This window comes from Streptomyces sp. RLA123 (assembly GCF_056270165.1).
In genome coordinates, this window is sequence record NZ_JBWDOR010000003.1 from 2,783,235 (window position 1) to 2,796,722 (window position 13,488).

11 protein-coding genes are annotated in these 13,488 nt (G+C 71.3%); 6 read left to right on the top strand and 5 right to left on the bottom strand.

All coding sequences use genetic code 11. The features are described from left to right. The first annotated feature begins 44 nt into the window (after positions 1-44). Together RV983_RS12340 and RV983_RS12345 are read left to right on the top strand one after the other, a co-directional pair. On the top strand, positions 45-1,685 hold the full coding sequence (locus RV983_RS12340) for a sensor histidine kinase (protein WP_475985840.1): 1,641 nt from the start codon (positions 45-47) through the stop codon (positions 1,683-1,685). Then, positions 1,682-2,365 (top strand): response regulator, encoded by a 684-nt coding sequence (locus RV983_RS12345; protein WP_475985841.1) that lies wholly within the window; start codon positions 1,682-1,684, stop codon positions 2,363-2,365. Before RV983_RS12340 ends, RV983_RS12345 begins: the two co-directional genes overlap by 4 nt. A gap of 7 nt (positions 2,366-2,372) precedes the next feature. On the opposite strand, the gene RV983_RS12350 is transcribed toward RV983_RS12345, so the two are convergent. Next, positions 2,373-3,398: an ATP-dependent 6-phosphofructokinase gene (locus tag RV983_RS12350; RefSeq protein WP_475985842.1), complete on the bottom strand. Its 1,026-nt coding sequence runs from the start codon at positions 3,396-3,398 to the stop codon at positions 2,373-2,375. Between the two features lie 159 nt (positions 3,399-3,557). On the opposite strand from RV983_RS12350, the gene pta reads away from it, so the two are divergent. The 3 genes from pta (at position 3,558) to pyk (ending at position 8,380) form a co-directional block, all read left to right on the top strand. After that, positions 3,558-5,699: a phosphate acetyltransferase gene (gene pta / locus RV983_RS12355; RefSeq protein WP_475985843.1), complete on the top strand. Its 2,142-nt coding sequence runs from the start codon at positions 3,558-3,560 to the stop codon at positions 5,697-5,699. Next, positions 5,696-6,847: an acetate kinase gene (locus RV983_RS12360; protein ID WP_475985844.1), complete on the top strand. Its 1,152-nt coding sequence runs from the start codon at positions 5,696-5,698 to the stop codon at positions 6,845-6,847. Before pta ends, RV983_RS12360 begins: the two co-directional genes overlap by 4 nt. Positions 6,848-6,955: 108 nt before the next feature. Continuing rightward, positions 6,956-8,380 (top strand): pyruvate kinase, encoded by a 1,425-nt coding sequence (pyk, locus tag RV983_RS12365; RefSeq protein ID WP_475985845.1) that lies wholly within the window; start codon positions 6,956-6,958, stop codon positions 8,378-8,380. A 127-nt stretch (positions 8,381-8,507) separates the two neighbouring features. On the opposite strand, the gene RV983_RS12370 is transcribed toward pyk, so the two are convergent. From RV983_RS12370 to RV983_RS12385, 4 genes are all read right to left on the bottom strand, one after another. Then, positions 8,508-9,785: a hydrogenase expression protein HypF gene (locus RV983_RS12370; RefSeq protein WP_475985846.1), complete on the bottom strand. Its 1,278-nt coding sequence runs from the start codon at positions 9,783-9,785 to the stop codon at positions 8,508-8,510. After that, the gene (locus RV983_RS12375; protein ID WP_475985847.1) at positions 9,775-10,380 is read right to left on the bottom strand and encodes a DUF6114 domain-containing protein; all 606 of its coding nucleotides are present in this window, start codon (positions 10,378-10,380) and stop codon (positions 9,775-9,777) included. Before RV983_RS12375 ends, RV983_RS12370 begins: the two co-directional genes overlap by 11 nt. A 94-nt stretch (positions 10,381-10,474) precedes the next feature. Further along, positions 10,475-11,101: a DUF6230 family protein gene (locus RV983_RS12380; RefSeq protein ID WP_475985848.1), complete on the bottom strand. Its 627-nt coding sequence runs from the start codon at positions 11,099-11,101 to the stop codon at positions 10,475-10,477. A gap of 616 nt (positions 11,102-11,717) precedes the next feature. Continuing rightward, positions 11,718-12,674 (bottom strand): tetratricopeptide repeat protein, encoded by a 957-nt coding sequence (locus tag RV983_RS12385; RefSeq protein WP_475985849.1) that lies wholly within the window; start codon positions 12,672-12,674, stop codon positions 11,718-11,720. 193 nt (positions 12,675-12,867) lie between these two features. Between RV983_RS12385 and RV983_RS12390 the strand changes: the two genes are divergently transcribed. Further along, on the top strand, positions 12,868-13,482 hold the full coding sequence (locus tag RV983_RS12390) for a TetR/AcrR family transcriptional regulator (protein ID WP_475985850.1): 615 nt from the start codon (positions 12,868-12,870) through the stop codon (positions 13,480-13,482). The last annotated feature ends 6 nt before the right edge of the window (positions 13,483-13,488 follow it).

Sequence of the window (13,488 nt, forward strand, 5' to 3'; positions counted from 1 at the left end):
GTTTGCGTTCATTGAGTTCGCGGCCCACGTGCACACTGGTGGGCATGCCGGTCCTCAGCCCTTTCCGCAGCCCCGGGTCGCGGCGGCGCGCGCGCCCGCGCAGCCTCGCGGGGCAGCTCTTCGCGATGCAGGTCGTCATCGTGGCCATGGTGGTCGCGGGCATCGCCGTGCTCGTGTACGTCAACGCGGGCAGCCGCGCCGTCACGGCGGCAGAGGACCGGGTGACCGCGGCGGCGCGGGCGGTCGCCGACGCGCCCTCCGTCGCGGCGGCCATCCGCGGCGCGGACCCCACCCTCGCGCTCCAGCCGTACGCCGAGCAGGTCCGCAAGGACACCGGCGTCGCCTTCGTCACCATCATGAGCCCGGCCGGCATCCGCTGGACGCATCCCGACACGACCCAGATAGGCCGGCCCTTCCTCGGGCACATAGGCCCCGCTCAGCACGGCCGGACCTTCACCGAGACCTACACCGGCACGCTCGGCGCCTCGGTGCGGGTGGTCACCCCGATCCGCGACGCCGGCCGGATCGTGGGGCTGGTGAGCATCGGCATCACCGTCCAGGCCATCACCGGCCAGGTACGCGACCAGCTGACCGCGCTGATCGGGTTCGCGCTCGCGGCCCTGACGGTCGGCGGTCTGGGCACCTACCTCGCCAACGCCCGCCTGCGCAGGCACACCCACGGCATGGCCGCCGACGAGTTGAGCCGGATGTACGACTACCACCAGGCCACGCTGCACGCGGTGCGCGAGGGCCTGATCCTGCTGGACGCCGACCGCAGCGTGGCGCTGTGCAACGACGCGGCCCGCGAACTGCTGGGGCTGCCGGGGGACGTGGTCGGCGCGTACGTCGCGGAACTGGGCCTGCCGACCTCGCTGACCGGCGCGCTGCTGGCCGCAGAACCGCGCGTGGACGAGGTGCACCTGACCGCCGAGCGGGTCGTGGTGGTCAGCACCGCGCCGGTGCTCGGCGGTGAACGCCGGGGCACCGTGGTCACCTTGCGCGACCACACCGACCTCCAGGCACTCACCGGCGAGCTCGACTCGGTGCGCGGCTTCGCCGAGGCGCTGCGCTCGCAGGCCCATGAGGCCTCGAACCGGCTGCACACGGTCGTGTCACTGATCGAACTGGGCCGCGCGGACGAGGCGGTGGAGTTCGCGACCGCCGAACTGGAGCTGGCGCAGGCGCTGACCGACCGCGTGGTGGCGGCGGTCGGCGAACCGGTGCTGGCGGCGCTGCTGCTGGGCAAGGCGGCCGAGGCGAACGAGCGCGGCGTCGAACTGACCGTCAGCGAGGACAGCCGCATCGACGACGGCGTGCTTCCGGCCGCGCTGGCCTCCCGCGACCTGGTCACCATCCTGGGCAATCTGATCGACAACGCCATCGACGCGGCGATCGAGGGCGCGGGCCGGAGTGCGGCCCGCCCGCACGTGGGGGTGACCGCCCGCGCCGACGGCGGCGAACTGCTGCTGCGGGTCGCCGACAACGGGAGCGGCGTGGACCCGGCCACGGTGGGCGAGGTCTTCCGGCGCGGCTGGACCACCAAGAGCGAGGGCCGTGGACTGGGCCTGGCCCTGGTGGAGCAGGCGGCGCGGCGGGCCGGCGGCACGGTGGAGCTGGACCGGGCCGAGACCGGCGGGGCGGCCTTCACCGTACGGCTGCCGCTGCGGCAGGGGGTGCCGGCGTGATCAGGGTGCTCGTGGTCGAGGACGACCCGGTGGCGGCCGACGCGCACCGGCTCTACGTGGAACGGCTGCCGGGCTTCGAGGTCGCGGCCGTCGCGCACTCCGGCGGCGCGGCACTGCGTGCGCTGGAGCGGCACCAGGTGGACCTGATCCTGCTCGACCTCAACCTGCCGGACGGGCACGGTCTTCAGGTCGTGCGCAAGCTGCGGGCCGCCGGGCACACCGCGGACGTGGTGGCCGTGACCTCGGCCCGCGACCTGGGAGTGGTGCGGCAGGCCGTCTCGGTGGGCGTGGTGCAGTACCTGCTCAAGCCGTTCACCTTTCCGGCGCTGCGCGACCGGCTGGAGCGCTGGGCCCGCTACCGCGACGAACTGGCGGGCGGCGAGGCCTCCGGGCAGGACGAGGTCGACCGCGCGCTGGCGGCGCTGCGCAGCCCCGATGCCTCGGCACTGCCCAAGGGCCTGAGCGGTCCGACGCTGGAGGCGGTGACCACCGCGCTGCGCGACGCCGGGGAGGGCCTGTCGGCGAGCGCCGCCGCACAGCAGGTCGGCGTCTCCCGGATCACGGCCCGCCGCTACCTGGAGCACCTGGTCGACATCGGCCGCGCGGTGCGGGCACCGCAGTACGGCCAGGTGGGACGGCCCGAACTCACCTACCGCTGGGCGACCTCGCGCAGGAAATGACGTGTCGTCAGAAGACGGACTCCGCCTCCCGCATGCGGTCCTCGGGAACCCGCTTGAGCACGGTCACGGCCTCGGCGAGCGGCACCAGCTCGATCGCGGTGCCGCGCAGCGCCGTCATATTGCCGAAGGCGCCCTTGTGCGCGGCCTCGACGGCGTGCCAGCCGAAGCGGGTGGCCAGGACCCGGTCGTACGGGGTGGGGACGCCGCCGCGCTGGACATGGCCGAGGATGACCGGGCGCGCCTCCTTGCCCAGGCGCTGCTCCAGCTCGGCGGCGAGCCGGGTGCCGATGCCGGCGAAGCGCTCGTGGCCGTAGGCGTCGATCTCGCCGTGGACGTACGGCATGGTGCCCTCGGCCGGGTGGGCGCCCTCGGCGACGCAGACGACGGCGAACTTCTTGCCCCGCGCGAAGCGCTCCTGGACCATCGCGACGAGGTCGGCGGGGTCGAAGGGCCGCTCGGGCAGGCAGATGCCGTGGGCCCCGCCGGCCATGCCGGACTCCAGGGCGATCCAGCCGGCGTGCCGGCCCATCACCTCGACGACCATGACGCGCTGGTGCGACTCGGCGGTGGTCTTCAGCCGGTCGATGGCCTCGGTGGCCACGGTGACCGCGGTGTCGAAACCGAAGGTGCGGTCGGTGGCCGAGATGTCGTTGTCGATGGTCTTGGGGACGCCCACGACCGGCATCCCCGCCTCGGCGAGCAGCCGGGCCGCGGTGAGCGTGCCCTCGCCGCCGATGGGGATGAGCACGTCGAGGCCGTAGTCCGCGCACACGGTGCGCCAGTTGTCGGCGGCCTCGTGCAGCCGGGCGCGTTCCAGGCGGGTGGAGCCCAGCACGGTGCCGCCGCGGGCGAGGATGCCGCTCACGGAGTTCAGATCGAGGGTGCGGTAGCGGCCCTCCAGCAGTCCCTTGAAGCCGTCCTCAAAACCGATCACCTCGTCCTCGTGGTACGTCAACGCGCGATGGGTCACCGAACGGATGACGGCGTTGAGCCCGGGGCAGTCGCCGCCCGCGGTGAGGACTCCGATACGCATGGCGCTCCGCGCTCCCTCCGGTAGCGTCCCAGGTCGCCTCTTTCGCATCGTAGGTCCGCACCTGACCCACCGCGCGTCATACGCACAGCGGACTGTAATGTCAAGGGGCATCCGCCACCCGAATGGGTGGATTCCAACGGGTAGGAACGGAGAGAGCGCGTGACGCGCAGCGTGTACGTAACCGGGGTCGGCCGGGGGGACGGCAGGCAGGTCGTCGAGCTCGGCGTCATGGAGCTGCTCACCCGCCAGGTCGACCGCGTGGGCGTCTTCCGCCCGCTGGTGCACGACACCCCCGACCGGATGTTCGATCTCCTGCGCAGCCGCTTCCGGCTCACCCAGGACCCCGCGACCGCCTTCGGCCTCAGCTACGAGGAGGCCGCGGCCCTCCAGGCCGAGCAGGGCCGGGACGCGATGATCGCCGTGCTCGTAGAGCGTTACCACCTGGTGGCCAGACAGTACGAGACCGTGCTCGTACTCGGCTCGGACTTCCACGAGACCAACCTGCCGGGCGAGATGGGCATCAACGCGCGCCTCGCCAACGAGTTCGGGGCCTCCGTCGTCCCGGTGGTCGGCGGGCGCGACCAGAGCGCGGAGTCGGTGGTGGACGAGGTGCGCAACGCCCACCAGTCCTACACCGGCTTCGGCTGCGACATCGTCGCCATGATCGCCAACCGGGTGCCCCGGGAGACCCTGGACGAGGTCGCCGGGCGGCTGCGCCGGCTGCTGCCGGTCCCCGCGTACGTGCTGCCCGACGAGCCCGCGCTGTCGGCGCCGACGGTGTCCCAGATCGTCGAGACCCTCGGCGCGGAGGTGCTGCTCGGCGACGCCGGCGGGCTCTCCCGCGACGTCCTGGGCTTCGTCTTCGGCGGCGCGATGCTGCCCACCTTCATCCGCGCGCTGACCCCCGGCTGCATGGTGATCACCCCGGGCGACCGTGCCGACCTCATCATCGGTTCGCTCGCCGCGCACTCGGCGGGCTCGCCGCCCATCGCCGGCATCCTGCTCACCCTCGACGAGGTGCCCGGCCCGGAGATCATGGCGCTGGCCGCCCGGCTCGCCCCCGGCACCCCGGTGATGTCCGTACCGACCGGCAGCTTCCCGACCGCCGCCGAGCTGTTCGCCCTGGAGGCGAAGCTCGGCGCGGGCACCCCGCGCAAGGCCGAGACCGCGCTCGGCCTCTTCGAGACGCATGTCGACAGCGCGGAACTCAGCGAGCGGCTGTCGGTGGTCCGCGGCGAGCGCGTCACCCCGATGATGTTCGAGCACGAGCTCATCGAGCGGGCCCGCTCCGGCCGGCGCCGCGTCGTGCTGCCGGAGGGCGCCGAGGAGCGCATCCTGCACGCCGCCGAGGTGCTGCTGCGCCGCAATGTCTGCGACATCGTGCTGCTGGGGAACGAGGACGCCATCCGCCGGCGGGCCGGCGAACTGGGCATCGACGTGGACGTCCCCGGCCTGGTGCTCACCGATCCGCAGACCTCGCCGCTGCGCGAGAGTTTCGCCGAGCTGTACGCCAAGCTGCGCGCCCACAAGGGCGTCAGCTACGAACTCGCCTACGACGTCGTCGCCGACGTGTCGTACTTCGGCACGCTGATGGTGCAGCAGGGCCTCGCCGACGGCATGGTCTCCGGCGCGGTGCACTCCACCGCGGCGACGATCCGTCCCGCCTTCGAGATCATCAAGACGGTCCCGGACGCGTCGATCGTCTCCTCGGTCTTCTTCATGTGCCTGGCCGACAAGGTGCTGGTGTACGGCGACTGCGCGGTCAACCCCGACCCCGACGCCGAGCAACTGGCGGACATCGCGATCCAGTCGGCCGAGACCGCCGCCCAGTTCGGGGTGGAGCCGCGGGTGGCGATGCTCTCGTACTCCACCGGGACCTCGGGCTCGGGCGTGGACGTCGACAAGGTGCGCCGGGCCACCGAACTGGTCCGCGAGCGGCGCCCGGAACTGCTGGTCGAGGGCCCGATCCAGTACGACGCGGCGGTGGACGCGCAGGTCGCCGAGACCAAGCTGCCCGGCTCGCGGGTGGCGGGCAGGGCCACCGTGCTGATCTTCCCGGACCTCAACACCGGCAACAACACCTACAAGGCGGTGCAGCGTTCGGCCGGCGCCGTGGCCGTCGGCCCCGTGCTCCAGGGCCTGCGCAAGCCCGTCAACGACCTCTCGCGCGGCGCGCTGGTGCAGGACATCGTCAACACGGTCGCCATCACGGCGATCCAGGCCCAGGGCGAGCAGACGGCGGCCGGCCAGGCCGGCCCGTCCGGACCGACCGGACCGACCGACACAAGGAAAGCACTTTGACAGCGACCCGCGTCCTCGTCCTCAACTCCGGCTCCTCGTCGGTGAAGTACCAGCTCATCGACATGGCCGACGGCAGCCGCCCGGCGGCCGGGATCGTGGAGCACATCGGCGAGCCCGGCGGGATCGCCGGCCACGCCGAGGCGCTGGGGGCCGTCGCGGACGAGCTGGCCGCCCGCGGCCTCGGCCTGGACTCCCCCGAACTCGCCGCCGTGGGGCACCGCGTGGTGCACGGCGGCACCCGGTTCACCGAGCCGACGCTGGTCGACGACGCCGTGCTCGCGGCCGTCGAGGAGCTCGTGCCGCTCGCCCCGCTGCACAACCCGGCCAACATCACCGGCATCCGGGTGGCCCGCGCGCTGCGACCGGACCTGCCGCAGGTGGCCGTCTTCGACACCGCCTTCCACGCCACGCTCCCCGAGTACGCGTACCGCTACGCGATCGACCGCGAGACCGCCGACGCCCACCAGGTGCGCCGTTACGGATTCCACGGCACCTCGCACGCGTACGTCAGCCGCGCCACGGCCGAACTGCTGGGCAAGGACCCCGCCGAGGTCAATGTGATCGTGCTGCACCTCGGCAACGGCGCCTCCGCCTCCGCCGTGCGCGGCGGCGTGTGTGTGGAGACCTCGATGGGCCTCACCCCGCTGGAGGGCCTGGTCATGGGTACCCGCTCGGGTGATGTCGACCCGGCCGTGGTGTTCCACCTCACGCGCGTGGGCGGGATGTCGGTGGACGACGTGGACACCCTGCTCAACAAGCGCTCCGGTCTGCTGGGCCTGTCCGGCGACAACGACATGCGGGAGATCGGCCGGCGGATGGCGGAGGGCGACGAGGCGGCACAGCTGGCTTTCGATATATACGTGCACCGGCTGCGCAAGTACGTCGGCGCCTACACCGCCGTCCTGGGCCGGGTCGACGCGATCGCCTTCACCGCGGGTGTCGGGGAGAACTCCCCCGCCGTGCGGGAGGCCGCGATGCGGGGCCTGGAAACCCTGGGCATCGAGCTGGACGGGGTGCGCAACGCGGTGCGCGCGAGCTCCGCACGGCTGGTGTCGGCCGCCGCCGCCAAGGTGGCGGTGGCGGTCGTCCCGACCGACGAGGAGCACGAGATCGCCCGGCAGACGTACGCGCTGGTGACCGGTCGCTGACGTCTCCAGGCCACTTGGAGGGCCTAGTCTATGGCCGCCGTCCGCACCGTCCACGACTCCCCCGCACGGGAAAATTCCGGAGCGGAACAAATTGATAGGATCGTCCTCATGCGCCGAGCGAAAATCGTCTGCACCCTGGGTCCCGCCGTCGACTCCTACGACCAGCTGAAAACGCTGGCCGAAGCCGGGATGAACGTGGCCCGTTTCAACTTCAGCCACGGCAGCCACGCCGAGCACGAGGAGCGCTACCACCGGGTGCGCAAGGTCTCCGAGGAGACCGGACGTGCCATCGGTGTGCTGGCCGACCTTCAGGGCCCCAAGATCCGACTGGAGACCTTCGCGGACGGCCCCGTGGAGCTGGTCGCCGGTGACGAGTTCACCATCACCACCGAGGACGTGGACGGCGACAAGACCATCTGCGGCACCACGTACAAGGGCCTGCCCGGTGACGTGCGGTCCGGCGACCCGGTCCTGATCAACGACGGCAACGTCGCGCTGCGCGTGACCGAGGTCGACGGCGCCCGCGTGCGCTGCCTGGTCGTCGAGGGCGGTGTCATCTCCGACCACAAGGGCATCAACCTGCCCGGGGCCGCCGTCAACGTCCCGGCGCTGTCCGAGAAGGACATCGAGGACCTGCGCTTCGCGCTGCGGATGGGCGTCGACATGGTCGCGCTGTCCTTCGTGCGCGACGCCAAGGACGTCCGCGACGTCCACCGCGTGATGGACGAGGTCGGCCGCCGTGTGCCGGTCATCGCCAAGGTGGAGAAGCCGCAGGCGGTGGACAACATGGAGGACATCGTCGCGGCCTTCGACGCCGTCATGGTGGCCCGTGGCGACCTCGCGGTGGAGTACCCGCTGGAGAAGGTCCCCATGGTGCAGAAGCGGCTCATCGAGCTGTGCCGCCGCAACGCCAAGCCGGTGATCGTGGCGACCCAGATGATGGAGTCGATGATCACCAACTCCCGCCCCACCCGCGCCGAGGCCTCCGACGTCGCCAACGCGATCCTGGACGGCACGGACGCGGTGATGCTGTCCGCCGAGTCCAGCGTCGGCAAGTACCCGATCGAGACCGTGAAGACCATGTCGCGGATCATCGAGGCCGCCGAGGTCGAGCTGCTCAAGCAGGGCCTGTGGCCGCTCAACGGCCGCAAGCCGCGCACCCAGGGCGGTGCCGTCGCCCGTGCCGCCGCCGAGCTCGCGGACTACCTGGACGCCAAGACGCTGGTCGCCTTCACCAAGTCCGGCGACACCGCGCGCCGGCTGGCCCGCTACCGCGTGCCGCAGTCGGTGGTCGCCTACACGACCGACGAGGCGACCCGCAATTTCCTCGCCCTGACCTGGGGCGTCCAGACCACCGTCGTGCAGTACGTCAACACCACCGACGAGATGGTCGAGATCGTCAACGAGGAGATGCTGAAGCTCAGCGAGTACGCCGAGGGCGACACGGTGATCATCACCGCCGGTTCGCCTCCCGGTGAGGCCGGCACGACCAACCTGGTGCGGGTGCACCACCTCGGCCACCGCGCCGTCTGATCCGTTCAGGCCGTTCCGGCGCGTCCGGGTCACCGGCGCGGGCCCGCGGAAACGGCGGAGGGCGCCTCCCCCGCAAGGGGTGGGCGCCCTCCGCCGTGTGCGGCTCCCGGAAGGCTCTGGAGCTCGGTCAGTCCGCGGTGTTGTAGACGTGCATACCCGGGACCGTGAGGGTGCCGCCGAACTGAGCGGCCTGCTTCACCGTGACGTTGGTGAAGAAGGCGACCGGCACGTTGACCGGCGGCGGGGTGTCGGGCGTGAACTCGATCGGGATGAGCCCGAAGAGGTTGCCCTTCAGCGACTCGGTGTACATCGTCACCGTGCCGCCGCGGATAGTGGACGTGCTGCCCTTGCGGGCCTCGACATGGCCGACGGTGCCGTTCGGGCCGACGACCTCCTGGTGCAGGTCCTTGATGTCCAGGGTGGAGGCCGTGAACTTCAGTACCGGCTTGATCTTCCCGTTCCAGGTCTTCACCTCGACGATGCCCTTGTAGTCCAGGCCCGTGAGGGTCAGCAGGCTGCTGTGCAGCGTCCAGGGGTCGTCCGCGAGAAGGGTGGAGGTCTCCTGGTACGCCGCGTCGGCCAGAGCCTGTGCGTCGTGCGTCGGGCACGGGAACGGGGTCTTCCCGTCCGCCGACGTGGCCAGGGGGTCCGGCGTGTCGCCTGGCTCCTGCGTCGCCTTGGCGTCGTCCGCGGCCTTGGCGGCCTCGGACAGCACCTTCTTGACCGTGTCGGCTGTGTCCTTGACGGTCTTGACGGTCTTGCCTGCCGGCTTGTGCGTGGTGCCCGGCTGCGGGGTCTGCGACGTGGCGCTCGGGCTCGGCGTGGCGGTCGCGGAGGGCGCGGTGTCCGCCGGAGCGGAGTCGGCGCCCTTCTTGTCGACGCCCAGCAGGTCGCCCAGCGCGTCGCCGAGGCCCAGCGGGTCCAGCGGCTCGGAGGAGGCGGACGGCGTCACCGACGGCGTGCTCGGCGAGGTCGTCGAACCGCCGCCGCCCGACCCGGAGGTCGTGCCGTTGTCGCCCTCGTCGTCACCGGCGCCCGTGCCGGAGCCGGACGGGTCGGTCGTCGGGGTCACCGAGGGCTTCGGCGTCTCCGGCTTGTCCGTCTTCGTGCCACCGCTCGGCGTGCTGCTCGGCGTCGAGGACGGCGAGGGCTCGTCGGGCTGCTCCACGCACTTCGTACCGGAGAACGGGTTCTTCGGCAGTTCGTCGGCAGAGGCCAGCCTCGGGGTCAGTCCCATGCCCATCAGGACCGCCGTCGGCATCGCGGCCAGGGCTATCGCCTTGCCCGCCGGCATCTGCAGCTTGGTCAGCAGCGACTTCCTCGGGGCCGCGTGCCGCGGCCCCGGTCTCACGCGGGTGCCGCTACCGGCGGCCGCGGAAGCCGGCTGATCCTCATCACCCCGCACTGTGCCTCCCGTTCACGTCTACGGTTCGCTCTGTGCCGTCCGACGCCTCCCGCGGGGCGCTGCCGTCCGACGCCTCGGCGGGGTACGCACCGTACGCCTGCGCGTAGGGCGAGTCCGGCGGGGGCACGTAGCCGGTGTCGCCGCCGTCGTACCCCTTGCCGCCATCGGGCAGTTCCGCCGCCTGCGGGCCGCCCTCGGCGGGCGGGGCACCGGGGGCCCAGGCCACGGAGAGTGCTCCGCCGACCAGCCCGAGCACGAAGCCCACGAAGAAGCCGCCGAAGTTGGAGACCACCAGGGAGACCAGCGCGAGCAGGATCGAGGCGATGCCCGCGAAGACCCGGACCTCCGACTGGAACCACATGGTCAGACCGAGGACGATCAGCAGCACGCCGATGATCAGCGAACCGGAGCCGGTCGGGGTGCCCATGGTCAGGCTGAGCGAGCCAAGGGTGATGTGGGCGTACGGGTAATAGACGATGGGCAGTCCGGCCAGAAACGTCAGCAGGCCCGCCCAGAACGGCCGCTGCCCGCGCCATACGCGAAAGCGGAACCGCCAGTAGTCGAACCCGCTCAGTCCATGTCTCTCGGCGCTCATGGAAAACTGCTCCCTGGGACTGGTGTTACAAAGAAGAAGGCGTAGGTGTGGAAGGGTGAGGGGCGTCCCGCGCCCCTCACCCCCCTGGTGGTGCTTAGAAGCACTCGTAGCCTGCGCCCGAGCCCTTCTTGACCGACATGCTCAGCCCGCTGAGCTTGAAGGTTCCCGCGCTGGTGGCCCAGGCGGTCTGCCTCACGTCGGTCAGGTCGGCCGCGTCGGCCTCCTGCGCGAAGGAACCCGGGTCCGACTGGTCGCCGGTCTTGATGCCGGGACCCTTCTTGCTGTCTCCGGCCGCCACGCCGATGTTGATGTTGGTGAACGTGGCGTCCGCGTTCAGCTGGTCCAGGTCGATGTAGAGGTTCTTCGCCTCGACCTTCTTGTCACCATTGCCGGCGCCCAGCTTCAGCGTCACATCGCCGAAGACGGGGACCGGCACCACGACGGACTGGCACAGCCCGGAGATCGTGGCGTTGCTGAACGCGGAGACCGCGACCGGGATCGGCTTGCCGCCGTGCTGGACGTCGATGGCTCCGTACTGGACGAAGCCCTCACCGTGCAGGCTGTCGGCCCGGACCTTGAACTGCTGGCCGGACACGCTGAACGACGCGGCAAGCGCGCCCTGACCCAGGGCCACGCCTATCGCGGCGGTGGCCGCGACGCTCGGCACCATGACAACGGCGAACCGCTTCCATCTGGTACCGCCGCGAATGAGCGACTCCATGACTTTCCTCCTTCTCGGACGTACATCTCCGGCCGGAATCGTGGGGATTGCGGCGGGATGGGAGAAGAGCTACGTCCTCGGGAAGGAGAGCGCCGTACAGACGGCCGTCCCGCGGGTTGGCGGACGGCGTTGTCCGGAAATCGGCGATCACCCCCGAGCGACAACCACTGGCCACGCTCTCGCGCAACCTGCTGGACAGGCCCTGCCGGGCGGCAGAGACCCCCCTGTCCACGAGACGCGGCCGCTGCTGGCACAGCCTTCGCGTCCCGGCCCGGTGGGGACCCGTACGACGAGCGGGCGGCTGGATGCCGACACCTCGGCAACGGACCGAGCTTGGCCGATCGTGGTCCATTCGGGGCCGCTGCACAAGGGGCTTCGTTACTAGCGGGTAACGGTGCGATAACCCAGCTCGCATGGTCTGGACCAGATCGACTACGCAGGGTAGTTGCGACGAGGGTGTGAAATTGCCTCAAGGGGCGATAGATCCGGACAGAAGTCCGTCACTCTCTTACCGGAAGTAACATCGGCCGCACTTCATCAAGATTTGGTAAAGCGCGGCCGATGTCATATTCGGCTCGAAAGGTCTTTCGAGGTGGAGGCGGTGGACGCGATCAGGTCAGAACAGGACCCGGGCCAGCGCCGAGCGTGCCGCGGTCACCCGCGGGTCGTCCGGGCCGATCACCTCGAAGAGCTCCAGCAGCCGCATCCGGGCCGCGTCACGGTCCGCACCCGCGGAACGGCGCACCGCTTCCACCAGCCGCCCGAAGGCGTCGTCCACATGTCCGCCCACCAGGTCCAGATCGGCCACGGCGATCTGCGCCCGGACGTCGTCGGGGTGGTCGGCGGCGGCCTTGCGCAGCGCCTGCGGGTCGGCCCCCTCCACGCGCTCCAGCAGTTCCGCCTGGGCCAGGCCCAGCTTCGCCTCGATATTGCCCGGGTCACCGGACAGCACATTGCGGTACGCCTGGATCGCGCCACCGAGGTCACCCTGGTCGAGCGCGTCGTGCGCGGCGGTCAGGGCCAGCTCCTGCGGGCTCGGCGGCCGCTCCTCGGCCGGCGCGGCGGGCTCGGCGCCCTCGACCGGGACGCCGACGATGCCGAAGCGCTGTTCGGCGACGGCGATCAGCTGGTCGAGCACCTCGCGGATCTGGTCCTCCGGGGCCGCGCCCTGGAAGAGCGGCATCGCCTGACCGGCGAGCACCGCGAACACCGCGGGAATCCCCTGCACTCCGAACTGCTGCACCAGCAGCTGGTTCGCGTAGACATCGATCTTGGCGACGACGACCCGGCCCGCGTACTCGGCGGCGAGCCGCTCCAGCGCCTCCTCCAACTGCACGCTGGCGTCGGCACGGTCGGTCCAGAAGTGGACAACGACCGGAACCTCGGTGGAGCGCTGCAGGACGTCGGTCTCGAAGGTGGCCTCGGTGACCTCGGTCACCAGGACGGGGGCGGGTACTTCCCCGGTGCGGGCGGCTTCCGCACGGGCCTGCTCGGCCTTTGTCTTGGCCTCACCGGCCGCCTTCACCGCGGCGAGGTCGACCACGCCGCTCATGGACATGTTCCGTGGCTGCATGGACCAATCCTCCCCCCTCGTCTCGGTTCCCGGGGAATCGCCCCCCGGAAGCGCCGCAATGGCGCGTCATGATGATGACCGGACGCACGACGCGGGGTCCCCGCCCACGCCTCGTGACTGCCGCCTGTTTCGATACGGACCGTAGCGTAACTCGATGGTCGCGCACAGCGCAACGGGGATAGGGTGCCCAGCCATGTGCCCGCGTGAAACAGGACGACGCACCGGCCGCCCCCGCAGCGCGGCGGCCGACCGGGCGATCCTGGACGCCGCGCGGCAGGCCCTGGTCGAGACCGGCTGGGGCAAGTTGACCATGGGCGACGTCGCGGCGCGCGCGAAGGTGGCCAAGACCACGCTCTACCGCCGCTGGGCCGGCAAGAGCGAACTCGTCGTGGATGCGGTGGCCGCGCTCTTCGACGAACTGGACCTTCCCGACAACGGCAGCCTGCGGGCCGACGTGGAGGGCGTGGTCCTGCAGTTCGCGGCCCTGCTGGAGCAACCGGCCACCAGGACCGCGCTGATGGCGGTGGTCGCCGAGGCGACGCACGACGAGGCGCTGCGGCAGCGGATCCGCGAGGCGATCGTGGACCGGCAGAAGCGGCTGGTGATCGAGGGCCGGCGGCGCGCCCAGGCCCGCGGCGAGATTCCGCCCGACGACGGTGACCCGACGCCGCAGATCGACCTCATCTTCGACGTCATCGCCGGGGCCGTCGTGCACCGCACCCTCGTGTCCTGCGAGCCGGTCGACGCCGACTGGGCGGCGCGCTTCACCACGGTCCTGCTCGGCGGGCTCGCGGCCGCCGCGGGCTGATCTCCC